The sequence below is a fragment of the Staphylococcus aureus genome (assembly GCF_001027105.1).
GTDB lineage: Bacteria > Bacillota > Bacilli > Staphylococcales > Staphylococcaceae > Staphylococcus > Staphylococcus aureus.
This window is the reverse complement of record NZ_CP011526.1, coordinates 1,583,244-1,609,706: the sequence shown is the minus strand read 5'-3', so window position 1 is coordinate 1,609,706 and position 26,463 is coordinate 1,583,244. Positions and strand designations below refer to the sequence as shown.

General features: G+C 32.2%; 28 protein-coding genes. 27 read left to right on the top strand and 1 reads right to left on the bottom strand.

Features of this window, described 5'->3' with window-relative positions; genetic code table 11:
* The 12 genes from AA076_RS08015 (at position 1) to recO (ending at position 9,379) form a co-directional block, all read left to right on the top strand.
* The gene (locus AA076_RS08015) at positions 1-753 is read left to right on the top strand and encodes a 16S rRNA (uracil(1498)-N(3))-methyltransferase (protein ID WP_001190128.1); all 753 of its coding nucleotides are present in this window, start codon (positions 1-3) and stop codon (positions 751-753) included.
* 6 nt (positions 754-759) lie between these two features.
* A complete protein-coding gene (gene mtaB, locus AA076_RS08010; RefSeq protein WP_000108667.1) occupies positions 760-2,106 on the top strand; it encodes a tRNA (N(6)-L-threonylcarbamoyladenosine(37)-C(2))-methylthiotransferase MtaB in 1,347 nt (448 codons plus the stop codon).
* 292 nt (positions 2,107-2,398) lie between these two features.
* A complete protein-coding gene (gene rpsU, locus AA076_RS08005) occupies positions 2,399-2,575 on the top strand; it encodes a 30S ribosomal protein S21 (protein ID WP_000048060.1) in 177 nt (58 codons plus the stop codon).
* Between the two features lie 243 nt (positions 2,576-2,818).
* A complete protein-coding gene (locus AA076_RS08000; protein ID WP_001802667.1) occupies positions 2,819-3,502 on the top strand; it encodes an NfeD family protein in 684 nt (227 codons plus the stop codon).
* 17 nt (positions 3,503-3,519) lie between these two features.
* Positions 3,520-4,509 (top strand): flotillin-like protein FloA, encoded by a 990-nt coding sequence (gene floA / locus AA076_RS07995; protein WP_000492114.1) that lies wholly within the window; start codon positions 3,520-3,522, stop codon positions 4,507-4,509.
* Positions 4,510-4,525: 16 nt separating this feature from the next.
* The gene (locus AA076_RS07990; protein WP_000110603.1) at positions 4,526-5,224 is read left to right on the top strand and encodes an SPOR domain-containing protein; all 699 of its coding nucleotides are present in this window, start codon (positions 4,526-4,528) and stop codon (positions 5,222-5,224) included.
* A 303-nt stretch (positions 5,225-5,527) separates the two neighbouring features.
* A complete protein-coding gene (locus tag AA076_RS07985; RefSeq protein ID WP_001117767.1) occupies positions 5,528-6,475 on the top strand; it encodes a PhoH family protein in 948 nt (315 codons plus the stop codon).
* On the top strand, positions 6,476-6,943 hold the full coding sequence (gene ybeY, locus AA076_RS07980) for an rRNA maturation RNase YbeY (protein ID WP_000494134.1): 468 nt from the start codon (positions 6,476-6,478) through the stop codon (positions 6,941-6,943).
* Between the two features lie 2 nt (positions 6,944-6,945).
* Positions 6,946-7,290: a diacylglycerol kinase family protein gene (locus AA076_RS07975; RefSeq protein ID WP_000819532.1), complete on the top strand. Its 345-nt coding sequence runs from the start codon at positions 6,946-6,948 to the stop codon at positions 7,288-7,290.
* Positions 7,291-7,300: 10 nt separating this feature from the next.
* Positions 7,301-7,705 (top strand): cytidine deaminase, encoded by a 405-nt coding sequence (cdd, locus tag AA076_RS07970; protein ID WP_000121875.1) that lies wholly within the window; start codon positions 7,301-7,303, stop codon positions 7,703-7,705.
* Positions 7,706-8,605, top strand: coding sequence for a GTPase Era (gene era, locus AA076_RS07965; RefSeq protein ID WP_000134766.1), 900 nt, complete (start codon positions 7,706-7,708; stop codon positions 8,603-8,605).
* Between the two features lie 27 nt (positions 8,606-8,632).
* Positions 8,633-9,379 (top strand): DNA repair protein RecO, encoded by a 747-nt coding sequence (gene recO, locus AA076_RS07960; protein ID WP_001548963.1) that lies wholly within the window; start codon positions 8,633-8,635, stop codon positions 9,377-9,379.
* Between the two features lie 149 nt (positions 9,380-9,528).
* Here recO and AA076_RS07955 read toward each other — a convergent pair whose 3' ends face one another.
* Positions 9,529-10,920, bottom strand: coding sequence for a glycine--tRNA ligase (locus AA076_RS07955; RefSeq protein WP_001030080.1), 1,392 nt, complete (start codon positions 10,918-10,920; stop codon positions 9,529-9,531).
* Between the two features lie 334 nt (positions 10,921-11,254).
* Between AA076_RS07955 and AA076_RS07950 the strand changes: the two genes are divergently transcribed.
* The 15 genes from AA076_RS07950 to AA076_RS07880 all read left to right on the top strand — a co-directional run bounded on the left by AA076_RS07950 (position 11,255) and on the right by AA076_RS07880 (position 26,462).
* Positions 11,255-11,878 (top strand): transcriptional regulator CcpN, encoded by a 624-nt coding sequence (locus AA076_RS07950; protein WP_001789866.1) that lies wholly within the window; start codon positions 11,255-11,257, stop codon positions 11,876-11,878.
* Positions 11,879-11,888: 10 nt separating this feature from the next.
* Complete coding sequence (locus AA076_RS07945; protein ID WP_000411299.1) at positions 11,889-12,707, top strand: pyruvate, water dikinase regulatory protein; 819 nt, start codon at positions 11,889-11,891, stop codon at positions 12,705-12,707.
* A gap of 60 nt (positions 12,708-12,767) precedes the next feature.
* Complete coding sequence (dnaG, locus tag AA076_RS07940; RefSeq protein ID WP_001217261.1) at positions 12,768-14,567, top strand: DNA primase; 1,800 nt, start codon at positions 12,768-12,770, stop codon at positions 14,565-14,567.
* Positions 14,568-14,790: 223 nt separating this feature from the next.
* Complete coding sequence (gene rpoD / locus AA076_RS07935; protein WP_001283055.1) at positions 14,791-15,897, top strand: RNA polymerase sigma factor RpoD; 1,107 nt, start codon at positions 14,791-14,793, stop codon at positions 15,895-15,897.
* 130 nt (positions 15,898-16,027) lie between these two features.
* A complete protein-coding gene (locus AA076_RS07930; protein WP_000624584.1) occupies positions 16,028-16,705 on the top strand; it encodes a TrmK family tRNA methyltransferase in 678 nt (225 codons plus the stop codon).
* A gap of 2 nt (positions 16,706-16,707) precedes the next feature.
* A complete protein-coding gene (locus AA076_RS07925; RefSeq protein ID WP_000683931.1) occupies positions 16,708-17,808 on the top strand; it encodes a Nif3-like dinuclear metal center hexameric protein in 1,101 nt (366 codons plus the stop codon).
* A gap of 113 nt (positions 17,809-17,921) precedes the next feature.
* Positions 17,922-19,268 carry a DEAD/DEAH box helicase gene (locus AA076_RS07920; protein ID WP_001062180.1) on the top strand — a complete coding sequence of 449 codons (1,347 nt, stop codon included), beginning with the start codon at positions 17,922-17,924 and terminating at the stop codon, positions 19,266-19,268.
* 9 nt (positions 19,269-19,277) lie between these two features.
* Positions 19,278-20,168, top strand: coding sequence for a deoxyribonuclease IV (locus AA076_RS07915; RefSeq protein WP_000924214.1), 891 nt, complete (start codon positions 19,278-19,280; stop codon positions 20,166-20,168).
* A 125-nt stretch (positions 20,169-20,293) separates the two neighbouring features.
* Entirely contained in the window at positions 20,294-21,079 is a 786-nt protein-coding gene (locus AA076_RS07910; protein WP_001213908.1) for a metal ABC transporter ATP-binding protein, read from the top strand.
* A 41-nt stretch (positions 21,080-21,120) separates the two neighbouring features.
* Positions 21,121-21,984, top strand: coding sequence for a metal ABC transporter permease (locus AA076_RS07905; protein ID WP_000564316.1), 864 nt, complete (start codon positions 21,121-21,123; stop codon positions 21,982-21,984).
* Entirely contained in the window at positions 21,971-22,381 is a 411-nt protein-coding gene (locus AA076_RS07900; RefSeq protein ID WP_001095260.1) for a Fur family transcriptional regulator, read from the top strand. The genes AA076_RS07905 and AA076_RS07900 overlap by 14 nt, the downstream gene beginning before the upstream one ends.
* A 275-nt stretch (positions 22,382-22,656) precedes the next feature.
* Positions 22,657-23,256: a superoxide dismutase gene (locus AA076_RS07895; protein ID WP_000863556.1), complete on the top strand. Its 600-nt coding sequence runs from the start codon at positions 22,657-22,659 to the stop codon at positions 23,254-23,256.
* A 120-nt stretch (positions 23,257-23,376) separates the two neighbouring features.
* Positions 23,377-25,452: a peptidoglycan D,D-transpeptidase FtsI family protein gene (locus AA076_RS07890; RefSeq protein ID WP_000919772.1), complete on the top strand. Its 2,076-nt coding sequence runs from the start codon at positions 23,377-23,379 to the stop codon at positions 25,450-25,452.
* Between the two features lie 112 nt (positions 25,453-25,564).
* The gene (gene rpmG, locus AA076_RS07885) at positions 25,565-25,714 is read left to right on the top strand and encodes a 50S ribosomal protein L33 (RefSeq protein WP_001265709.1); all 150 of its coding nucleotides are present in this window, start codon (positions 25,565-25,567) and stop codon (positions 25,712-25,714) included.
* Between the two features lie 208 nt (positions 25,715-25,922).
* Positions 25,923-26,462 (top strand): 5-formyltetrahydrofolate cyclo-ligase, encoded by a 540-nt coding sequence (locus AA076_RS07880; RefSeq protein ID WP_000164545.1) that lies wholly within the window; start codon positions 25,923-25,925, stop codon positions 26,460-26,462.
* The last annotated feature ends 1 nt before the right edge of the window (position 26,463 follow it).

Here is a 26,463-nt window from a genome sequence, read left to right as displayed (position 1 = left end):
GTGCAACGTTATTTCATAGACCAAAACGCTGATGTAAGTCAGCGTTTTTTTATTACAAAAAAAGAAGATATTCATCATATAACAAATGTAATGAGATATGATGTTGGTAGTAAAATTATTTTAACTTTTAATGATCAAACAGTTTATTTATGTGAAATTGCTGACATAACAAGTGATAAAATTGAAGTTGATTTAAAAGAAAAACAAAATATTAATACAGAATTGCCAGTTGATGTTACGATTTGCAGTGGACTAATCAAAGCTGACAAATATGAGTGGTTGCTACAAAAAGCTACTGAATTGGGTGCTTCATCATTTATAGCTGTGAGCATGGAACGTTCAATTGTTAAATTAAACGAGGCAAAAGTTGCCAAAAAGATAGAGCGTTGGCAAAAAATAATTAAAGAAGCTGCTGAACAAAGCTATCGTTTAGTGATTCCATCTATTCAATTCGAGTCGAATTTAAAATTAATTTGTGATACTATTGATAATTATGACTATATTCTTATTGCATATGAAGAGGAAGCAAAAGATGGTGAGTTAAGCAATTTCAAGCAAACTTTACAACAATTCAATGCTCAGGATAAAGTGTTGATGATTTTTGGTCCTGAGGGTGGTTTGTCAGAAAATGAAATTTCATTATTTAGTAATACTAGTACAGTTGTTGGTCTTGGGCCGAGAATTTTACGGGCAGAAACTGCGCCATTGTATGCGTTAAGTGCAATAAGTTATGAAAAAGAATTAATGGGGTGAATATTTATGTCAACAGTTGCGTTTCACACATTAGGTTGTAAAGTAAACCATTATGAAACTGAAGCAATCTGGCAATTATTTAAAGAAGCAAACTATGAGCGCGTTGACTTTGAAGCGAATGCTGATGTATTTGTTATTAATACTTGTACAGTAACGAATACGGGTGATAAAAAAAGTCGTCAAATAATTAGACGTGCAATAAGACAAAATCCTGATGCTGTAATCTGTGTAACAGGTTGTTATGCGCAAACTTCATCAGCTGAAATTATGGAAATTCCTGGTGTCGATGTAGTAGTTGGTACACAAGATAGACATAAACTATTAGGTTACATTGACGAATTCCGTAAAGAACGCCAACCAATTAATGGTGTTGGAAATATCATGAAAAATCGTAAATATGAAGAATTAGATGTCCCTTATTTTACAGATAGAACACGTGCGTCATTAAAAATTCAAGAAGGTTGTAACAACTTCTGCACATTCTGTATTATTCCATGGGCTCGTGGCTTAATGCGTTCAAGAGATCCGGAAAAAGTAGTTGAACAAGCGACGCAACTAGTGAATTCAGGATATAAGGAAATTGTATTGACGGGAATTCATACAGGTGGATATGGTCAAGATTTAAAAGATTATAACTTGGCCCAATTATTACGTGATCTTGAAACGATTAATGGATTAGAACGAATTCGAATTTCTTCAATTGAAGCAAGTCAACTTACAGATGAAGTAATTGACGTTTTAGAACGTTCAACAAAAGTTGTGCGTCATTTGCATATTCCATTACAATCTGGTTCAGATACAGTATTAAAACGTATGAGACGTAAGTATACAATGGATAGATTTTCAGAACGATTAACAAAATTGCATAAAGCTTTACCAGACTTGGCAGTTACGAGTGATGTAATTGTTGGTTTCCCAGGTGAAACTGAAGCTGAGTTCCAAGAAACATATGATTTTATCGTAAAGCATAAGTTCTCTGAACTGCATGTTTTCCCTTATTCTCCTAGAATTGGCACGCCAGCTGCAAGAATGGATGACCAAATTGATGAAGAAATTAAAAATGAACGGGTGCATAAGTTAATTACGCTAAGCAATCAACTCGGAAAGTTATATGCGTCTAAATTTGATCAAGATGTGCTTGAAGTAATTCCTGAGGAACAGGGTGACACAGAAGGTACATTAGTTGGATATGCAGATAATTATATGAAAGTACAATTTGAAGGTGACGAATCACTCATAGGTCAAATTGTAAAAGTTAAAATTACGCAAGCAAATTATCCATTAAATGAAGGGCAAGCAATTAAAGTTGTTGATTTCGCAACAAATAAATCTGATAGAGAAGTTTTAGTTTAAGTATTCCTTGATTCATACCATATGGTTCCGTATTAAAGATATAGGTTTTGTAACGTTGTTTTAACGGCTTCACAATTTACTATATAAGCAACTCTTCTCATTAAATAAATTATTAAGAGATTTTTAGAACAAAATCTAAAAGTCTTTGTGATTTTGATGTGAAATATGTTTCAAATAAAAAACAATTTACTAATTGACCATAAATTACAGATATATTATACTTATAAATGCATAGTTTTACTGTGCAATTGACTATAAAGTTCCGTTGATATTTGGAGGGAGGGAAATACAGATGTCTAAAACAGTAGTACGTAAAAATGAATCACTTGAAGATGCGTTACGTAGATTTAAACGTTCAGTTTCTAAAAGTGGAACAATCCAAGAAGTACGTAAACGTGAATTTTACGAAAAACCAAGCGTAAAACGTAAAAAGAAATCAGAAGCTGCACGTAAACGTAAATTCAAATAATTAATACCTCTGTTGACTCCCTCAACACGAATATTAATTATATAAAACAAACATCACAAGTTAGTGTCTGACACTAATATGTGATGTTTTTTTGTTGTCAATTTTTAATTAAAAAAAGTTATATAGTTTATAAATAATCAAATTGATATTCTATAGGTTCTTATAACTATAAAGTATATTCAATTTCATGTATAATTAATGTGAGGGCGAGGTGAAATTGTGAGTTATAATAATTTTTTACAAATGACAACTATCTTGGAATCAACGGCTGGAGATACTTGGGTTGAACAAGTTAGCAATATAATTGTTCAACCTATTTTTACGTTAATATTAACCTGTTTGACATTCTTAGGATTTGTATATCAACTTTACTCTAAAAAAATCAATGCAGCTGGTATTATCGCCACATTATCATTACTTATTTTATTTTTGGGATTTCTAATCCAAGGAAATGTCAATATGCATTCTATCTTAATATTCTCAATTGGCGTTATATTAGTTGTAATTGAATTATTTGTAGTTGGTGCAGTAATTGGTATTATTGGCATGATACTGATAACTATAAGCATAACAACGCTCGGTGATAATTTGCTATTTATGCTTGCGAATGTTATCGTTGCCTTGATTTTAACGATTGTAGAATGGGTGATATTAGTGAAGATTTTCAACAGAAAGATTCCGTTTTTGGATAAAGTTATCTTAAAAGATTCAACTAATTCTGAGTCAGGTTACAATTCTCATGATAACCGCTCGCACCTCGTAGGAAAGACTGCTCAAACAGTTACAGATCTTCGACCTGCAGGGATTATTTTTTGTGAAAATGAACGTATTGATGCTGTTTCAGATGGCAACTTTATTTTGCGCAATAAAACGGTAAAAATCCTTGAAGTTGAAGGAACAAGAGTAGTTGTGAGGGAAGTAGATTAATTAAAAGGAGCGATACCATGTTTAGTTTAAGTTTTATCGTAATAGCAGTTATTATAGTAGTTGCATTACTTATTTTATTCTCATTTGTACCCATTGGTTTATGGATTTCAGCGTTAGCAGCTGGCGTTCATGTTGGTATAGGTACATTGGTTGGTATGCGTTTACGTCGTGTATCTCCAAGAAAAGTTATAGCGCCATTAATTAAAGCGCACAAAGCAGGACTAGCATTAACAACAAACCAATTAGAATCGCATTATCTAGCAGGAGGAAATGTTGACAGAGTTGTTGACGCTAATATTGCTGCACAACGTGCTGACATTGATCTTCCTTTCGAACGTGCTGCTGCAATTGACCTTGCAGGACGTGACGTATTAGAAGCGGTTCAAATGTCTGTTAATCCTAAAGTCATTGAAACACCATTTATCGCAGGTGTAGCAATGAACGGTATTGAAGTGAAAGCCAAAGCTCGTATCACAGTTAGAGCTAATATTGCTCGACTTGTTGGTGGTGCTGGTGAAGAAACAATCATCGCACGTGTTGGTGAAGGTATCGTTTCAACAATTGGTTCTAGTAAGCATCATACAGAAGTACTTGAAAACCCAGATAATATTTCTAAAACAGTTTTAAGCAAAGGTTTAGATTCAGGTACTGCATTTGAAATTTTATCAATTGATATTGCTGACGTTGATATTAGTAAAAATATTGGTGCAGACTTACAAACTGAACAAGCATTAGCAGACAAAAATATTGCACAAGCAAAAGCTGAAGAACGTAGAGCTATGGCTGTAGCAACTGAGCAAGAAATGAAAGCGCGTGTACAAGAAATGCATGCTAAAGTAGTTGAAGCCGAATCTGAAGTACCATTAGCTATGGCTGAAGCATTACGTTCAGGTAATATCAGTGTTAAAGATTATTATAATTTGAAAAATATCGAAGCTGATACAGGCATGAGAAATGCAATTAATAAACGAACTGATCAAAGTGATGATGAGTCACCTGAACATTAAGTCGAGAGGTGATTAAATGAGTGTCGGTATTCTAATTTTTGTCATATCAGTGATCATTTCTATCATTACTACTATGCGCGAAAATAGTCATAAAGATAGACAAAATCAAAAGCCACCTCAAAAAACATCTACCGATAATGAACCAAAAAAAGGTGGCTTTTTTGAAGAAATTGAGCGAACGTTTAAAGAAATAAGTGAAGAATTAAATGAAGAAGAAAAGAAATCATCGAAACGAAAATATGATGATACGTTACCACCTTTATTCGATGAACTTCCAAAGGAAGAGCCTAAATCGAAACCTGTTGTAGAACCTATGGCACCTAAAAAACAACAAGAAACAAAACCGATGACAGAGAAACCAATCACAGTGCCTAAAGCAGAACCGGTGGAGCAGAAACATAGACCTTCTAGACAAGATAATTCTGACGAAATTAGACGTCAATTAGAAAAATCACTTAGAGATGATATTAAAACGATTCGTACTGACATTGATAGAGAAAAAGAAAAGCAAATTGCTAAAATGGAAAAACGTGCTAGAGATATTATTGAGGATAAATACTTATCTGAACGTACAAAACGTTTGAAATTAAAGCAGCTGCTTAATTCTCAAAATGTCGAAAAAGATTTGACTAAATCAGCGTTCCAATTTGATAAAGATGAAGTAATCAATGGTATGATATGGTCAGAAATTTTAGCTAAACCAAAACAATTATAAAATTTTTTGAAAACAAGCACTATCGTAATGGTAGTTGCTTGTTTTTTTACGTTAAGAAAAATTAAAAAACAAAGAGAATTTTTCGAGAAATATTAGTTATTTAAATTACAGCAAAAAATTGATTAGTCTAAAATTGAATCTGCTTTTATGACAAGGTGAAAAGTATAAATGATTATTTTAAATTAAAGAAAAATGAGTAAGTCAATGCAAAGATGTTTAAATCAATCAATTGCATGATATAATTAAGTAGATATTAAAGCATCATAGAATGAATATAAATGATATATGAAAAGGAGCGCGTGTATGCCTGGAATTATACAAATAGACGATATGAACCAATCTCAAGCTTTAATTGGAAATAATGATGAACATTTAAAAGCAATTGAAGAGAGTTTCGATGTTGTCATCCATGCAAGAGGACAAGAAGTTGCCGTTAAAGGTACAAAAATAGAAAACGTAGAAAAAGCGGAATCAGTATTAATCAATTTGCTGAAGGTTATTGATTTAGGTAATAATATTACAATTAAAGATGTTGAAGCAGCTATTAAAATGGCGCATAATAACACAATTCAACATCTGTTAGATTTATATGATGAAGAGATAACTAAAGATGCATTTGGTAAGACGATTCGTGCGAAAACGATGGGGCAACGTATATATGTTAATGCCATGAAAAATAATGATTTAGTATTTGGTATAGGTCCTGCTGGTACAGGTAAGACATTCTTAGCTGTAGTTTATGCAGCAAAGCAACTCCGTAAAGGTGCTGTTAAACGTATTGTATTAACAAGACCTGCTGTTGAAGCAGGAGAGTCACTTGGATTTTTACCAGGAGATTTGAAAGAAAAGGTAGATCCATATTTAAGACCTTTATATGATGGTCTATATACTGTTCTTGGGCGTGAACAAACAGAGCGATTTATTGAAAGAGGCATTATCGAAATAGCGCCACTTGCATATATGCGCGGACGAACATTAGAAGATGCATTTGTAATTCTTGATGAGGCGCAGAATACGACACATGCGCAAATGAAAATGTTTTTAACAAGACTAGGTTTTGGCTCAAAAATGGTAGTTACTGGTGACCAAACTCAAATCGATTTACCTAAAGGTGTTAAAAGTGGACTTAAGGAAGCGGTCAGTAGGTTACACAACGTTAAAGGTATAAGTATATTGAAATTAGATCAGAGCGATGTAGTCAGACATCCATTGGTAAGTAAGATCATTGAACATTATGAAGGAGAGAATTAAATGTTTACGATAGATTTTAGCGATCACACAGGCTTAGTTAAAGATGCTTGGTATAAACAAATTGAAGATTTATTAGAATTTGCTAAAAAAGAAGAGCATATAGAAGACGATGCTGAGCTTTCTGTTACATTTGTAGATAAACAAGAAATACAAGAAATTAATCGAACATATAGAGATAAAGATAAAGTTACAGATGTAATCTCATTTGCTTTAGAAGAAGATGAGCCAGAGATTGATTTTAGTGGTCTTGATATACCACGTGTTTTAGGGGATATAATTATCTGTACGGATGTAGCGCAAGAACAAGCAAACAATTACGGACATTCTTTTGAACGAGAATTAGGATTTTTAGCATTACATGGATTTTTGCATCTATTAGGTTATGATCATATGACTGAAGCGGATGAAAAGGAAATGTTTGGTCGACAAGATACAATATTAAACGCATATGGATTAACACGAGACTAATTATGAAAAGGTTTAAATATGCACTTGATGGGCTGAAAATCTTAATTCAAAAAGACTATAAATTTCTTTTACATGTGTTTGCAATGATTGTTGCTATTGTCTTTGGTCTCGTACTAAATATTAATCGGATTGAGTGGATATTTATACTCATTGCTATTGCATTAGTTCTCACTGTTGAAGCTTTAAACACTGCTATTGAATATGTTGTCGATTTAGTGACCGTTGAATATCATGATTTAGCTAAATACGCTAAAGATATTGCGGCTTTTAGTGTACTTATAGTTTCAATATTAGCATTTATTATAGGTTTAATAGTATTTTTACCACATTTTATAGCGTTATTTTAGGGAGGCATATATGAGTTATCAACCTCATTATTTTCAAGAAGTTAGAAAAGCACAACAAGAATCATATTCGCCATACAGTCAATTTAAAGTAGGGGCTTATTTAAAAACGAAAGACGGTAGAACTTTTTATGGTACCAATGTAGAAAATGCTTCTTATCCATTATCGATATGTGCTGAACGAGCTAGTTTGGTATCGGCAATTTCTCAAGGATACAGACCAGGTGATTTTGAATCAATAACTGTAACCGTAGATGCAGATAAACCGTCATCACCTTGTGGTGCATGTCGTCAAGTTTTGAAGGAATTATGTGATGATGATATGCCTGTGTATATGACAAATCATAAAGGAGATATGGTTATGATGACAGTCGCAGAGTTACTACCATTTGGATTTTCAGGAAAGGATTTAGAATAAATGACAGAACATAAATCAGGATTTGTTTCAATTATAGGTAGACCAAATGTAGGAAAGTCAACATTTGTTAATAGAGTGATCGGCCATAAAATAGCAATCATGTCCGATAAAGCTCAAACAACTAGAAATAAAATTCAAGGTGTTATGACAAGAGATGACGCGCAAATTATATTCATTGATACGCCAGGTATTCATAAACCTAAACACAAATTAGGTGACTATATGATGAAAGTCGCTAAAAATACATTATCTGAGATAGATGCAATCATGTTTATGGTTAATGCCAATGAGGAAATTGGACGAGGCGATGAATATATTATAGAAATGTTGAAAAATGTTAAGACACCAGTATTTTTAGTATTAAATAAAATAGATTTAGTGCATCCAGATGAATTAATGCCAAAGATTGAAGAATATCAAAGTTATATGGACTTTACAGAGATTGTACCTATTTCAGCATTAGAAGGGCTAAATGTCGATCATTTTATTGATGTTTTAAAGACGTATTTACCCGAAGGACCTAAATATTATCCAGATGATCAAATTTCAGACCATCCTGAACAATTTGTAGTGGGTGAAATCATTCGTGAAAAAATCCTTCATCTTACAAGTGAAGAAATCCCTCATGCGATTGGTGTTAATGTGGACCGTATGGTTAAAGAAAGCGAAGATCGTGTTCATATCGAAGCAACTATATATGTTGAAAGAGGTTCGCAAAAAGGAATTGTCATTGGAAAAGGCGGTAAAAAGTTAAAAGAAGTAGGAAAACGTGCGAGACGTGATATAGAAATGCTTCTAGGCTCTAAAGTTTACTTAGAATTATGGGTCAAAGTTCAAAGAGACTGGCGAAACAAAGTTAACTTTATTCGCCAAATTGGTTATGTTGAAGACCAAGATTAATCTTAAAAGTGGTGAAGATAATTGTTAATGCGCCAAAAAGGGATTATCATCAAAGCAGTTGATTATGGTGAATCTGATAAAATTATCACGATTTTAAATGAGCATGGTGCAAAAGTACCACTTATGGCAAGGCGTGCTAAAAAAGTTAAGACGGGTTTACAAGCGCAAACGCAATTGTTTGTTTATGGTTTGTTTATTTACAATCAGTGGCGAGGTATGGGAACGTTAAATTCTGTAGATGTTATTAGTCAACATTATAAATTACAAATGGACCTTTACGTAAGCAGTTATGCCGCTCTGGCAGCTGAAACTATTGAGCGCTCAATGGATGAAGGTGACATTGCACCATATAACTATCAATTATTACAATTTGTTCTTGAAAAAATAGAATCAGGTACATCTGCACAGTTAATGTCAGTCGTAGTTATGTTAAAGTGCATGAAACGATTTGGTTTTACTGCATCATTTAATCGCTGTGCTGTGAGTGGTAATGACACACAAGCAGATTTAATAGGTTATAGTTTTAAGTTTGACGGTGCGATTTCAAGGCAAGAGGCTTCTAAAGATGTACATGCAGTTATATTATCGAATAAAACACTATATTTATTAGATGTATTACAAAAATTACCGATAGATAAAATGAATTCATTGAATATCCATCAAGAAATTATTGATGAAATGTCAGATATCATTTTAATGTTATATCGTGAATATGCAGGTATGTTTTTTAAAAGTCAGAAACTAATCAACCAATTAAAAAGATTGGAACAATAACATAAAATAATAAAAGGTATTCAAGTAGCCACATAGATGTGTTTATTTGAATACCTTTTTGAATAGAAAAGAGATACTGGCAATTTTACTAACCAGTATCTCTTTTTATAAATTATATAGCCACCACATATGGTGGAAAGTCTTTTTAATTAGAATTTTGTTTTTTCAGTTAAGAAAGCTTCTAACTCTGAGATTGGCATACGAACTTGTTCCATTGAATCTCTGTCACGTACTGTAACTTGATTATCTTCTAATGAATCAAAGTCGAATGTTACACAATAAGGTGTACCGATTTCATCTTGACGACGGTATCTTTTACCGATAGATTGTGATTCATCGAAATCGATTGAGAATTTAGAACTTAATTGCTCAAAAATCTTAATCGCTTCGCCAGATAATTTCTTACTTAAAGGTAAAATCGCTGCTTTATATGGTGCTAATGCAGGATGGAAGTGTAAAACTGTACGTGCATCTTTACTACCTTCAACGCCTTCTTCATCATATGCATCACATAAGAAAGCTAATGTTACACGATCTGCACCAAGTGATGGCTCGATACAATATGGAATATATTTTTCGTTCGTTTCTGGATCATGGTATCTGAAATCTTCACCAGAGTGTTCAGCATGTTTACGTAAGTCGAAGTCTGTACGACTTGCGATACCCCATAACTCACCCCAACCAAATGGGAATTTATATTCAATATCAGTTGTTGCATTTGAGTAATGAGATAATTCATCTTCATCATGATCACGTAAACGCATATTTTCACTGCTCATATTTAAGCTTGTTAACCAGTCACTTGCAAAAGTTTTCCAATAATTTTGCCATTCGATTTCTTCTCCAGGTTTACAGAAGAATTCAAGTTCCATTTGTTCAAATTCTCTTGTTCTGAAAATGAAGTTACCTGGAGTGATTTCATTACGGAATGATTTACCAATTTGACCGATACCAAATGGTAATTTTTTACGCATTGAACGTTGCACGTTTTTATAGTTTACAAAAATACCTTGTGCTGTTTCAGGACGTAAGAAAATTTCATTTGTAGAATCTTCAGTTACACCTTGGAATGTTTTAAACATTAAATTGAATTGGCGAATTTCAGTCCAGTTAGCAGTTTTACTTACAGGACAAACAATACCTTCATCGTCAATAATTTTTTTCATTTGTTCAAAACTTAAACCATCGGCAATGAAGTTTTCATCACCTTTAACATCTTGCATATAATCTTCAATTAATTTATCAGCGCGATATCGAATTTTACTATCTTTATTATCAATCATTGGGTCGTTGAAGTTGTTTAAGTGTCCTGAAGCTTCCCATACTTTTGGATTCATTAAGATTGCAGCATCGATACCAACGTTAAACGGTGATTGTGTAATGAATTTTTGCCACCAAGCTTTTTTAACATTATTCTTTAATTCAACACCTAAAGGACCATAATCCCATGTGTTTGATAAACCACCGTAAATATCACTACCAGGGAACACAAAACCTCTGTGTTTTGCTAATGAAACAATTGTATCCATATCTTTTGCCATAATTACCTCTCCTCATACATGAAAACGCCCCATGGAAAATAACAGCATAGTAAATATGCTTTACTTCCATGGGACGAGTTAATATTTTAAATTGTATATAATACAAAATAAGTTACGTATTTAACCCGCGGTTCCACCCAAATTAGTGTAGTCACTCGCTTTTATTTTAAAATGATTCGTTGCGCCAATCTTATTGTTAAGCTTACACTATCCTTAACTCGCTGTACGTTTATTCTAATTGATAGATTATTTAAAGGCAAGTAAAATTAATGTGTTTGTGACATGAAAGAAATATCGGTATAATAATAGGTGAATAAAAAAGGGGTGAAGACCTATAGAACTCAGTCAAAGACAAGAACGAATCATCGAAATTGTTAAAACTAAAGGACCCATTACTGGTGAACAAATAGCAGATAAGTTGAATTTAACAAGAGCAACGCTTAGACCAGATTTAGCGATATTAACAATGTCAGGTTTTTTAGAAGCGCGTCCCCGAGTTGGATATTATTATTCAGGTAAATCAAAAGGCAAATTTTTTAATGAAAAACTTCGACAATTTGAGGTTAAGGACTATATGTCTCAACCTGTTGTGCTAAGAGAGAATACAACAGTTTATGACGCTATTTGTACAATTTTTTTAGAAGATGTAAGTACATTATTTATTATTAATGAAGATAACGATTTTGTTGGTGTGTGTTCAAGAAAAGATTTATTAAGAGCTTCAATGATTGGAGCAGATATTCATAAAGTACCTATCAGTGTAAATATGACACGTATGCCTAATGTCACTTATTTAGAGGAAAGCGAATTAGTCATATACGCAGCAGATAGAATGATTGAAAAAGAAATTGATTCGATTCCAATTGTAAGAAAAAAAGATAATCAAAAGTATGAAGTAATTGGAAGAATTTCCAAAACAACAATAGCTAAGTTATTAGTAGCATTATATAAAGAATAGGTGAGAAGTAATGGAAAAAATTAAAATTATCGTAGCTTCAGATTCTATAGGTGAAACGGCAGAGTTAGTTGCTAGGGCAGGTATTTCACAATTCAATCCTAAGCAATGTAAAAATGAATTATTAAGATATCCATATATTGAATCTTTTGAAGATGTTGATGAAGTGATTCAAGTTGCAAAAGATACAAATGCTATCATTGTTTATACACTTATTAAACCTGAAATGAAGCAATATATGAGTGAGAAAGTAGCAGAATTCCAATTGAAGTCTGTCGATATCATGGGGCCATTAATGGATTTATTATCTGCTTCGGTTGAAGAAAAACCTTATAATGAGCCAGGTATCGTTCATAGATTAGATGATGCATATTTCAAGAAAATTGATGCGATAGAGTTTGCAGTTAAATATGATGATGGTAAAGATCCTAAAGGATTACCTAAAGCTGATATTGTTTTACTTGGTATTTCGAGAACTTCAAAGACACCATTATCTCAGTATTTAGCGCATAAGAGTTACAAAGTTATGAATGTACCGATTGTACCAGAAGTGACACCGCCAGATGGCTTATATGATATTAATCCAAAGAAATGTATCGCACTTAAAATAAGTGAAGAAAAATTAAATCGCATTAGAAAAGAGCGACTAAAACAATTAGGACTAGGTGACACAGCTCGATATGCAACAGAAGCACGAATTCAAGAAGAATTGAATTACTTTGAAGAAATCGTAAGTGAAATTGGATGTCCTGTCATTGATGTTTCTCAAAAAGCAATCGAAGAAACAGCAAACGATATAATCCATTATATTGAACAAAATAAATCGAAATGATTTCATTTTTGTCGAAAATTAGGTATAATAGTATAACTAATGCTTAATAGGTGATTTAATTTGCGAATAGATCAATCGATCATTAATGAAATAAAAGATAAAACCGACATTTTAGACTTGGTAAGTGAATATGTAAAATTAGAAAAGAGAGGACGCAATTATATAGGTTTGTGTCCTTTTCATGATGAAAAGACACCTTCATTTACAGTTTCTGAAGATAAACAAATTTGTCATTGTTTTGGTTGTAAAAAAGGTGGCAATGTTTTTCAATTTACTCAAGAAATTAAAGACATATCATTTGTTGAAGCGGTTAAAGAATTAGGTGATAGAGTTAATGTTGCTGTAGATATTGAGGCAACACAATCTAACTCAAATGTTCAAATTGCTTCTGATGATTTACAAATGATTGAAATGCATGAGTTAATACAAGAATTTTATTATTACGCTTTAACAAAGACAGTCGAAGGCGAACAAGCATTAACGTACTTACAAGAACGTGGTTTTACAGATGCGCTTATTAAAGAGCGAGGCATTGGCTTTGCACCCGATAGCTCACATTTTTGTCATGATTTTCTTCAAAAAAAGGGTTACGATATTGAATTAGCATATGAAGCCGGATTATTATCACGTAACGAAGAAAATTTCAGTTATTACGATAGATTTCGAAATCGTATTATGTTTCCTTTGAAAAATGCGCAAGGAAGAATTGTTGGATATTCAGGTCGAACATATACCGGTCAAGAACCAAAATACTTAAATAGTCCTGAAACACCTATCTTTCAAAAAAGAAAGTTGTTATACAACTTAGATAAAGCGCGTAAATCAATTAGAAAATTAGATGAAATCGTATTACTAGAAGGTTTTATGGATGTTATAAAATCTGATACTGCTGGCTTGAAAAACGTTGTTGCAACAATGGGTACACAGTTGTCAGATGAACATATTACTTTTATACGAAAGTTAACATCAAATATAACATTAATGTTTGATGGGGATTTTGCGGGTAGTGAAGCAACACTTAAAACAGGTCAAAATTTGTTACAGCAAGGGCTAAATGTATTTGTTATACAATTGCCATCAGGCATGGATCCGGATGAATACATTGGTAAGTATGGCAACGATGCATTTACTGCTTTTGTAAAAAATGACAAAAAGTCATTTGCACATTATAAAGTGAGTATATTAAAAGATGAAATTGCACATAATGACCTTTCATATGAACGTTATTTGAAAGAACTAAGTCATGATATTTCGCTTATGAAATCATCGATTTTGCAACAAAAGGCTTTAAATGATGTTGCACCATTTTTCAATGTTAGTCCTGAGCAATTAGCTAACGAAATACAATTCAATCAAGCACCAGCCAATTATTATCCAGAAGATGAGTATGGCGGTTACATTGAACCTGAGCCAATTGGTATGGCACAATTTGACAATTTGAGCCGTCAAGAAAAAGCGGAGCGAGCATTTTTAAAACATTTAATGAGAGATAAAGATACATTTTTAAATTATTATGAAAGTGTTGATAAGGATAACTTCACAAATCAGCATTTTAAATATGTATTCGAAGTCTTACATGATTTTTATGCGGAAAATGATCAATATAATATCAGTGATGCTGTGCAGTATGTTAATTCAAATGAGTTGAGAGAAACACTAATTAGCTTAGAACAATATAATTTGAATGACGAACCATATGAAAATGAAATTGATGATTATGTCAATGTTATTAATGAAAAAGGACAAGAAACAATTGAGTCATTGAATCATAAATTAAGGGAAGCTACAAGGATTGGCGATGTAGAATTACAAAAATACTATTTACAGCAAATTGTTGCTAAGAATAAAGAACGCATGTAGCATGTGATTTTAAAGAATAATACGAATAATGATTATGTCAAAATGTATAAGGGTAAATGATAGTTACCGCATTTAAACAACACTATTGAAAAATAAATATTGGGATTAGTTCCAATTTGTAAAATAAAATTAAAAATATGGATGAATTAATTAAGAATTTAGTTTAAAATAGCAATATTGAATAAATTTCGAATGTTCATATTTAAAATCGGGAGGCCGTTTCATGTCTGATAACACAGTTAAAATTAAAAAACAAACAATTGATCCGACATTAACATTAGAAGATGTTAAGAAGCAATTAATTGAAAAAGGTAAAAAAGAGGGTCATTTAAGTCATGAAGAAATTGCTGAAAAACTTCAGAATTTTGATATCGACTCTGATCAAATGGATGATTTCTTTGATCAATTAAATGATAATGATATTTCACTAGTTAATGAAAAAGATAGTTCAGATACTGACGAGAAACTGAATCCAAGTGATCTTAGTGCCCCTCCAGGTGTTAAAATAAATGACCCAGTTCGTATGTACCTTAAAGAAATTGGGCGTGTTAACTTATTAAGTGCACAAGAAGAAATCGAATTAGCCAAACGTATTGAACAAGGTGATGAAGTAGCAAAATCAAGACTTGCAGAAGCGAACTTACGTTTAGTTGTAAGTATTGCTAAAAGATACGTAGGTCGTGGTATGTTATTCCTTGATTTAATCCAAGAAGGTAATATGGGTCTTATTAAAGCTGTTGAAAAATTTGACTTTAACAAAGGATTTAAGTTTTCAACATATGCAACATGGTGGATTAGACAAGCAATCACTCGTGCAATTGCTGACCAAGCACGTACGATTCGTATCCCTGTGCATATGGTAGAAACAATTAATAAATTAATTCGTGTTCAACGTCAATTATTACAGGACTTAGGTCGAGATCCAGCACCAGAAGAAATTGGTGAAGAAATGGATTTACCAGCAGAAAAAGTTCGTGAAATTTTAAAAATTGCGCAAGAACCTGTTTCATTAGAAACACCAATTGGTGAAGAAGATGATAGTCATTTAGGAGACTTTATTGAGGATCAGGAAGCACAAAGTCCTTCAGATCATGCTGCTTATGAATTATTAAAAGAGCAATTAGAAGATGTGCTTGATACATTAACTGATAGAGAAGAAAATGTATTACGATTAAGATTTGGTCTTGATGACGGCAGAACAAGAACACTTGAAGAAGTTGGTAAAGTTTTCGGTGTTACACGTGAACGTATTCGACAAATTGAAGCAAAAGCACTTAGAAAATTAAGACATCCAAGTCGTAGTAAACGTTTGAAAGACTTTATGGATTAATTTATATCAATTTTAATGATTGATACCAAGACATGAATAAGCGCTTATTTATTTTTAGATTAAGATTTAACTTGAGTGAGGTTGGTACATTGAATAATGTTCAACCTCTTTTTTCATAAAGGAGAATAAAATGATTTCGTTAAATAACCGATTAACGACGGTAAGTCGATTTTTAAAACAAGGTACAATCGCGGATATTGGCTCAGATCATGCTTATTTGCCAATCTATGCAATTCAAAACCATTTATGCGAATGCGGTATTGCTGGAGAAGTTATTCAAGGCCCTTTTCAAGCTGCTGTGAAAAATGTAGCTGCAAACCAATTAGTAGATAGAATTGATGTACGTTTAGGGGATGGCTTAAGTGTTATTCAACCTGAGGACGTAATCGATAATATCACAATTTGTGGTATGGGCGGACCACTTATTGCTAAAATTTTAAAAGATGGGCAAGATAAGTTAAGTCAACATCCAAGGTTGATTTTACAAAGTAATATCCAAACTGAAAATTTAAGACAAACATTACAACAATTGAATTATGAAATAATTGATGAAATAATAATGGAAGAAAAAGGCCATATTTATGAAATTGTTGTAGCAGAATATTCTACAGAATTAATAGAGCTATCATCTGATGAATTGAAATTCGGACCAAAATTGCTGAACAACAAAAATGAATATTTTATAAAAAAATGGCAAAGAGAGTTAGAAGCACTTTATCATATTAAATCGAAACTCAATACTGAACAACATCATCAACGTTTAGCTCAAATTAATGACGAAATTGCTGTAATTGAAAGGGTGTTATAGTAATGAAAATAGCTGATTTAATGACATTGTTAGATCATCATGTGCCATTTAGTACTGCTGAATCTTGGGATAATGTAGGATTGTTAATAGGTGATGAAGATGTTGAAGTTACTGGTGTTTTAACAGCATTAGACTGTACGTTGGAAGTAGTAAATGAAGCAATCGAAAAAGGTTATAATACTATTATTAGTCATCATCCTCTAATCTTTAAAGGCGTAACATCATTAAAAGCTAATGGTTATGGTTTGATCATTAGAAAACTAATTCAACATGACATTAATTTAATAGCGATGCATACAAATTTAGATGTAAATCCGTATGGTGTCAATATGATGTTGGCGAAGGCGATGGGTTTGAAGAACATTTCAATAATAAATAATCAACAAGATGTATACTATAAAGTTCAAACATATATACCTAAGGATAATGTTGGACCATTTAAAGATAAGCTTAGTGAAAATGGATTAGCGCAAGAAGGTAATTATGAATATTGTTTCTTTGAAAGTGAAGGAAGAGGGCAATTCAAACCAGTTGGTGAAGCTAATCCAACAATAGGACAAATTGATAAAATTGAATATGTAGATGAAGTTAAAATTGAATTTATGATAGATGCATATCAAAAGTCAAGGGCTGAGCAATTAATTAAACAATACCATCCATATGAAACACCGGTATTTGATTTTATTGAGATAAAACAAACATCCCTTTATGGACTTGGCGTTATGGCAGAAGTGGATAATCAAATGACATTGGAAGATTTCGCAGCTGATATTAAATCTAAATTAAATATCCCAAGTGTCCGTTTTGTTGGTGAGTCTAATCAGAAAATTAAACGTATTGCAATTATTGGTGGTTCAGGTATTGGATATGAATATCAAGCTGTCCAACAAGGCGCAGATGTCTTTGTTACAGGTGATATTAAACATCATGATGCCTTAGATGCTAAAATTCATGGTGTGAATTTAATTGATATTAATCATTACAGCGAATATGTGATGAAAGAAGGTTTAAAAGCGTTACTAATGAATTGGTTCAATACAGAAAAAATAAATTTAGATGTTGAAGCATCTACAATTAATACAGATCCATTTCAATATATTTAAACTAAAATCTCGGGATTTCTAAATTTTGAAATTTCGAGGTTTTAATATTTTTATTTAAAATAGCACATTTATACTTTATAATAGTAAAGATGAACATATAAGGAGGCCAAATCATGGCAAAACATCCATTCGAACAATTTAATCTAGAATCTAGTTTAATTGACGCTGTGAAAGACCTTAATTTTGAAAAACCAACTGAAATTCAGAATCGAATTATTCCAAGAATACTAAAGAGAACAAATTTAATTGGTCAATCTCAAACGGGTACAGGGAAATCTCATGCATTTTTATTACCATTAATGCAGTTAATTGATAGTGAAATAAAAGAACCACAAGCAATCGTAGTTGCACCAACAAGAGAACTTGCACAACAACTATACGATGCAGCGAACCATTTAAGCCAATTTAAAGCTGGTGTTTCAGTTAAAGTTTTTATTGGTGGTACAGATATAGAGAAAGATAGACAACGTTGTAATGCACAACCACAATTGATTATAGGCACCCCTACTAGAATTAATGACTTAGCTAAAACGGGACATTTACATGTGCACTTAGCATCATATTTAGTTATTGATGAAGCGGATCTTATGATTGACTTAGGATTAATTGAAGATGTAGATTACATTGCTGCAAGATTGGAAGATAATGCAAATATTGCGGTGTTTAGTGCTACAATCCCACAACAGTTACAACCATTTTTAAATAAATATTTAAGTCATCCAGAATATGTAGCTGTCGACAGTAAAAAACAAAATAAAAAGAACATCGAATTCTATTTAATACCTACTAAAGGTGCAGCTAAAGTTGAAAAGACTTTAAATTTAATTGATATACTAAATCCATACTTATGTATTATTTTCTGTAATAGTAGAGATAATGCAAATGATTTAGCACGTTCACTAAATGAAGCTGGTATTAAAGTTGGTATGATTCATGGTGGCTTAACGCCACGTGAACGTAAACAACAAATGAAACGTATACGTAATTTAGAATTCCAATACGTTATTGCCAGCGATTTAGCATCTCGTGGTATTGATATTGAAGGTGTTAGTCATGTCATCAATTTTGATGTGCCAAATGATATTGACTTCTTTACGCATAGAGTCGGACGAACTGGTCGTGGGAATTATAAAGGTGTAGCAATTACGCTTTATAGTCCTGATGAAGAACACAATATTTCATTAATAGAAGATCGCGGTTTTGTATTCAATACTGTTGATATTAAAGATGGTGAGTTAAAAGAAGTTAAAGCGCACAATCAGCGTCAAGCAAGAATGCGCAAAGATGACCATTTAACTAATCAAGTGAAGAACAAAGTTCGAAGTAAAATTAAAAACAAAGTTAAACCAGGTTATAAGAAGAAATTTAAACAAGAAGTTGAAAAAATGAAACGTCAAGAGCGTAAGCAATTTAGTAAGCAGCAAAATAGACAAAAACGTAAGCAAAACAAAAAAGGTTAGGTGTGTTTTATGTTATTAGGATCACATGTTTCAATGAGTGGTAAAAAGATGTTAGAAGGTTCTGCTATAGAAGCGCATGAATATGGTGAAACAACATTTATGATTTATACTGGTGCACCTCAAAACACGCGCCGTAAAAGTATTGAAGATTTAAATATAACTAAAGGTCATGAAGTGATGGAAAAATATGGTTTATCTAATATTGTTGTTCATGCACCATACATCATTAATATTGCAAATACAACCAAACCAGAAACGTTTAATCTTGGTGTAGATTTCTTGCAACAAGAAATTGAAAGAACGCAAGCTATAGGGGCTAAAGATATTGTATTACATCCAGGTGCGCATGTTGGAGCTGGTGTTGATGCCGGAATTAATAAGATTATTGAAGGATTAAATGAAGTTTTAACGAATGACAATAATGTACGTATTGCGCTTGAAACGATGGCAGGTAAAGGTACAGAGATTGGTCGCTCATTTGAAGAGTTAGCACGTATTATTGATGGAGTTCATAATAACGAACGTTTATCAGTATGTTTTGATACATGTCATACGCATGATGCTGGATATAATGTTAAAGAGGACTTTGATGGCGTATTAAATGAATTTGATAAAATCATTGGAGTCGACAGAATCAAAGTTGTTCATGTCAATGATTCTAAAAATGACCGTGGCGCTCAAAAAGACCGACATGAAAATATTGGCTTCGGTTACATTGGTTTTGATGCATTAAATTACATTGTGCATCATGATAGTTTTAAAGATATTCCGAAAATCTTAGAAACACCTTATGTTGGTGAAGATAAGAAAAATAAAAAACCGCCATATAAACTTGAAATTGAAATGTTAAAACAACAGCAATTTGACCCAGAATTAAAAAATAAGGTTATGCAACAATAAAATGATAATGCTCTCTTCAAGAAATGCGATAAATAAAACTTGAAGGGGGCATATCTCTTTATTTTGTCTAATTTTGAGTCGTAAACATTACTGTTTACATATGTTACTAGGAGTTGTATAGTTGAATGCGAGGTGAGAATACGATGACACCAGTCTTTGAATTGAAAAATGTCAATTACTACTATGATCATAAAAAAGTGTTAGAAAATATAAACATTAAAATAAATAAAGGTGAATTTTTAGCAATTGTTGGACCAAATGGTGCTGGTAAATCAACATTATTGAAGTTGATTCTAGGGTTATTACCTTTACAAAGTGGTGAGATTTTTGTTGAAGGTATTGATTTTAAAAATAAGAAAACATCAATTAAATTAAGCTATGTATCACAAAAAGCAAATGCCTTTAATTCAGGTTTCCCAGCAAGTGTTAAAGAAGTTGTTTTAAGCGGATTAACAAAGACAAAACGTCTTTTCCAAACATTTAATAGCAAAGATAATGAAAAAGTGATTAAAGTACTAGAAAGACTGAATATAAGTGATTTAATTCATAAAAATATAGCAGAATTATCAGGTGGTCAACAACAACGTGTAATGATTGCTCGAGCATTGATTTCAGAACCTGCAGTATTAGTACTTGATGAACCAACGAATGGTATTGATGCAAAACATGTAAGTGAATTTTATAATACTTTAGATCAATTAAAACAAGAAGGTATCACCATTATCTTAGTTACTCATGATATCGGTGTTGTAGCAGATACTGCTACTGAAGTAGCATGTTTAAATAAGCATTTGCATTTCCATGGTACAACTGATGAGTTTAAATCACTTGATGAAGTTGAAATTTCAAAAATTTATGGACATCCTGTACGTTTTGTCGATCATCAGCATAATCGAGAATGTTGTAATTAATAAAGATTTGAGTTTATTTAAAATGGAAAGGCGTGTCACAATTGATAGATGCATTATTGAATTTTGATTTTATGAGGTACTCTTTAATTAGTGGTATCTTGATAGGTTTTATTGCGCCTCTAATCGGTGCTTTTATCGTTGTTAGACGACTATCACTTATAGCTGATGCTCTAAGTCATGTAACTTTAGGTGGTATATCTTTCGGTATGTTTTTACTTACTATTATGCCAACACTAGTATTTATTAATCCAATGTGGTTTGGAATCTTATTCGCAATAGTAGGTGCGCTTCTAATTGAAAAATTAAGAACGTCATACACTGCTTACCAAGAAATTGCTATTCCAATTATAATGAGTGCTGGTATCGCCTTGAGTGCAATCTTCATTTCATTAGCTGATGGGTTCAATCAAGAAATTGTTGGATTGCTATTTGGCTCAATAAGCGCAGTGAATATAAGTGATTTAACAACGATTATTGTCATTGCCATCATAGTTGTTCTGTTTATTACATTGTTTTATAAAGAATTATTTATATTGTCATTTGATGAGGAATATAGTAAAGTCATTGGCATTCCTAAATGGATTCAATTTTTATTTATTGTTATTGTAGCGATGGTTATTTCTGCCTCAATGCGTGTTGTAGGGATACTGTTAGTAAGTGCGTTAATCACGTTACCAATTGCAATAAGTATGCGAATAACAAAAAGTTTTAAGCAATTGATATTACTAAGTGTATTTTTAGGTGAATTATCAGTAATATTAGGCTTAGTCCTAGCTTTCTATATGGACATTTCTCCGGGTGGTGTAATTGTAGTTCTACTTGTTATTTTACTTATGATTACAATGGCTTATCAGAAAATGCGAATGAAGTTTAAAAAGGGAGCTAATATCAATGAATACAAATGATGCTATTAAAATTTTAAAAGAGAACGGTTTAAAATATACAGATAAACGTAAAGATATGTTAGATATTTTTGTCGAAGAAGATAAGTATATAAACGCAAAGTATATACAACAAGTTATGGATGAAAATTATCCTGGAATTTCATTCGACACAATATATAGAAACCTGCACTTATTTAAAGATTTAGGAATTATTGAAAATACAGAACTTGATGGTGAAATGAAGTTTAGAATCGCTTGTACAAACCATCATCATCATCATTTTATCTGTGAAAAGTGTGGAGATACAAAGGTAATAGATTATTGTCCAATAGATCAGATAAAATTATCACTACCTGGTGTTAATATTCACAAACACAAACTTGAAGTTTATGGTGTATGTGAGTCTTGCCAAGATTAATATAAAGAAATGAGATTTATGCACATTTGGTCAGATGTATGCATAAATCTCATTTTTTAAATTATAGAAGATAAAGGTTCATTTCATACTCCGTTCGTATGATTTTATGGCAAATCTGTTAACTTTTTATATACAAAATGTTTAATTATTTTTGATTTGAGTTATATTAAATGAGTAGAGAAAATAATAAGTAGTAGAATTTAAGCAAATTCTTTGTTGAACCAGTCACTGCTTGTTATTATTTACTTACAGACATTTTAGGAGGATGATTATTTATGGCTTTTGAATTACCAAAATTACCATACGCATTTGATGCATTAGAACCACATTTTGACAAAGAAACTATGGAAATTCACCATGACAGACATCATAACACGTATGTTACGAAATTAAATGCTGCAGTAGAAGGTACAGATTTAGAATCTAAATCTATTGAAGAAATTGTTGCTAATTTAGACAGTGTACCAGCTAACATCCAAACTGCTGTACGTAATAATGGCGGTGGACATTTAAACCATTCATTATTCTGGGAGTTACTTTCACCAAACTCAGAAGAAAAAGGTACTGTAGTAGAAAAAATTAAAGAACAATGGGGTTCTTTAGAAGAATTTAAAAAAGAATTTGCTGACAAAGCAGCTGCACGCTTTGGTTCAGGTTGGGCTTGGTTAGTCGTAAACAATGGCCAGTTAGAAATTGTGACTACACCAAACCAAGATAATCCATTAACTGAGGGTAAAACACCTATTTTAGGTTTAGACGTATGGGAACACGCTTATTACCTAAAATATCAAAACAAACGCCCTGACTACATTGGCGCATTTTGGAATGTAGTTAACTGGGAAAAAGTTGACGAATTATATAATGCAACAAAATAAAGTATGATTACTTGTTCGGTCTCTTAAATGAGACCGTTATTTTTTTGTCAAAAAGATAGAAATAATTTCTAAATTCATATATGATTTAAAGTGAAAGACTTTGAATAGAGGTAGGTAGTTTTGTTAAAAAGACTAAAAGAAAAATCAAATGATGAAATCGTTCAAAATACAATTAACAAGAGAATTAACTTTATATTTGGTGTGATTGTATTTATTTTTGCAGTACTAGTACTACGTTTAGGTTATTTACAAATCGCACAAGGCTCACATTATAAACAAATTATAAAAAATGATGAAAACATTACAGTGAATGAGTCTGTGCCAAGAGGTCGTATTTTAGACAGAAATGGGAAAGTTTTAGTTGATAATGCTTCTAAAATGGCTATTACATATACTAGGGGTCGAAAAACAACACAATCGGAAATGTTGGATACGGCTGAAAAGTTATCAAAGCTAATCAAGATGGATACTAAGAAAATTACAGAACGTGATAAGAAAGATTTCTGGATTCAGTTGCATCCTAAAAAAGCAAAAGCAATGATGACAAAAGAACAAGCTATGTTAGCAGATGGAAGTATTAAACAAGATCAATATGATAAACAACTGTTATCGAAAATCGGAAAATCACAATTAGATGAATTGTCTTCTAAAGATTTACAAGTTTTAGCTATTTTTCGAGAGATGAATGCAGGAACAGTTTTAGATCCACAAATGATAAAAAATGAAGATGTCAGTGAAAAAGAGTATGCAGCAGTTTCTCAGCAACTTTCCAAATTACCAGGTGTTAACACGTCTATGGATTGGGATAGAAAATATCCATATGGCGATACTTTAAGAGGTATATTCGGAGATGTATCGACACCTGCTGAAGGTATTCCAAAAGAATTGACAGAACATTACTTATCCAAAGGATATTCACGCAATGATCGTGTTGGAAAATCTTACCTAGAATATCAATATGAAGATGTATTGCGTGGTAAGAAGAAAGAAATGAAATACACAACGGACAAATCTGGTAAAGTTACATCTTCAGAAGTGTTAAATCCTGGCGCTCGCGGTCAAGATTTGAAATTAACGATCGATATAGATCTTCAAAAAGAAGTAGAAGCATTATTAGATAAACAAATTAAGAAGCTTCGCAGTCAAGGTGCCAAAGATATGGATAATGCAATGATGGTTGTACAAAATCCTAAAAATGGAGACATTCTTGCGCTTGCCGGAAAGCAGATTAATAAGAGTGGTAAAATGACTGATTATGACATTGGTACGTTTACTTCTCAATTTGCGGTTGGATCTTCTGTAAAAGGTGGAACATTATTAGCCGGTTATCAGAATAAAGCTATCAAAGTTGGAGAAACAATGGTCGATGAACCATTACATTTCCAAGGTGGTTTGACAAAACGATCATACTTCAATAAAAACGGGCATGTAACTATTAATGATAAGCAAGCTTTGATGCATTCATCAAACGTATATATGTTTAAAACAGCATTAAAATTAGCGGGAGACCCTTATTATTCTGGTATGGCTTTACCTTCAGACATAAGTTCACCTGCCCAAAAGCTAAGAAGAGGATTAAATCAAGTAGGCTTAGGTGTGAAAACAGGGATAGATTTACCAAATGAAACAAGAGGTCAAATCGAACCATTAACAAATAATCCAGGTAATTATCTAGATTTATCAATTGGTCAATATGATACCTATACACCATTACAATTATCACAATATGTTTCAACTATAGCGAATGATGGTTATAGAATACAGCCACACATTGGATTAACGATTCATGAATCAACTAATAAAGATGAGGTTGGTCCACTCAAGAAGAAAATTAATGGCACTGTCTTGAACAAGGTTAATAATACTGAAAAGGAAATCAAACAAATTCAAGAAGGATTCAAAATGGCATTTAATGATAAAGATGGTACTGGATATGTTAGTTTTAAAGATACAGTAGTACCTACTGCTGGTAAAACGGGTACCGCAGAAGTGTTCCAAAACGGAGAGCCAAGAGTTAACTCTACTTATATAGGATACGCGCCAATTGATGATCCAAAATTAGCGTTTTCAATTGTATATACAAATCAGCCTGTACCACCACCATGGTTAACAGGTGGAGACTTAGGTAGAGATGTAATTAACTACTACTTTAAGCAGTTAGGTAAAGATGATAAAAATAAAGACAAAGACAAATAAAATTTAACCTGACGATTGTGTAGCGCATGGTTGTAAAATTTTAACTTTGCAAATATTATAGATGTTGGTATAATAATAAAGTCGTATTTAGAAATGATAAGGAGGAATAACCATGCGCGTAAACGTAACTTTAGCTTGTACGGAATGTGGTGACAGAAACTACATTACAACTAAGAACAAAAGAAATAATCCAGAACGTGTTGAAATGAAGAAATTCTGTTCACGTGAAAACAAACAAACTTTACACCGTGAAACAAAATAATCATTAAAATTAAATTTAAATTAACAATAAAAAAGGTGAAATCTCAAAATAAGAGGTTTCACCTTTTTAATTATGCACACGTATGAAATGATAAAAGATTTTCAATTGAAATAATAAATTTTAGAATTGTCGCATAATTCATCATGACAACATAATGACATGTATTGTTATTAACGATATAATAGAATTGAATAAAGTGGGTGATAATGTGACTAAAAATGAGATTAGAAAATACATTTTACATAAAATGAAGAATTTTAATAAAGCTGAAAAGCGAAAAGCAGACACATGGTTAAGAAATCAATTTTTTGCAACTGAAGAATACAAAGAAGCAAACGCAATTGCGCTAGTTCTTTCTTTTAATCATGAAGTAGATACTTTTTCTATTATTGAACAAGCCTTAATGGATCATAAACGTATTTTTGTACCGAAAATGGATTATTTAAATCATCAAATGACTTTTAAAGAGATATTTAATCTCAAAGATATTGATGTCGATAATAAGGGGATTTACTATCCAACTTCAAAAGGTGAAACAACGAATAACCTAGATTTAATTGTTGTTCCTGGTGTTGGATTTCAAGACGATGGATATAGAATTGGGTATGGTGGTGGCTATTACGACAGGTTTTTAGCTAATTATCAGACAAAGACAATAAGCTTATTATACGATTTTCAAATAACATCATTTGAACCGGAATCATTCGATCAACCAGTCGATAAATTGATTATATATCAAGCAGCATAGT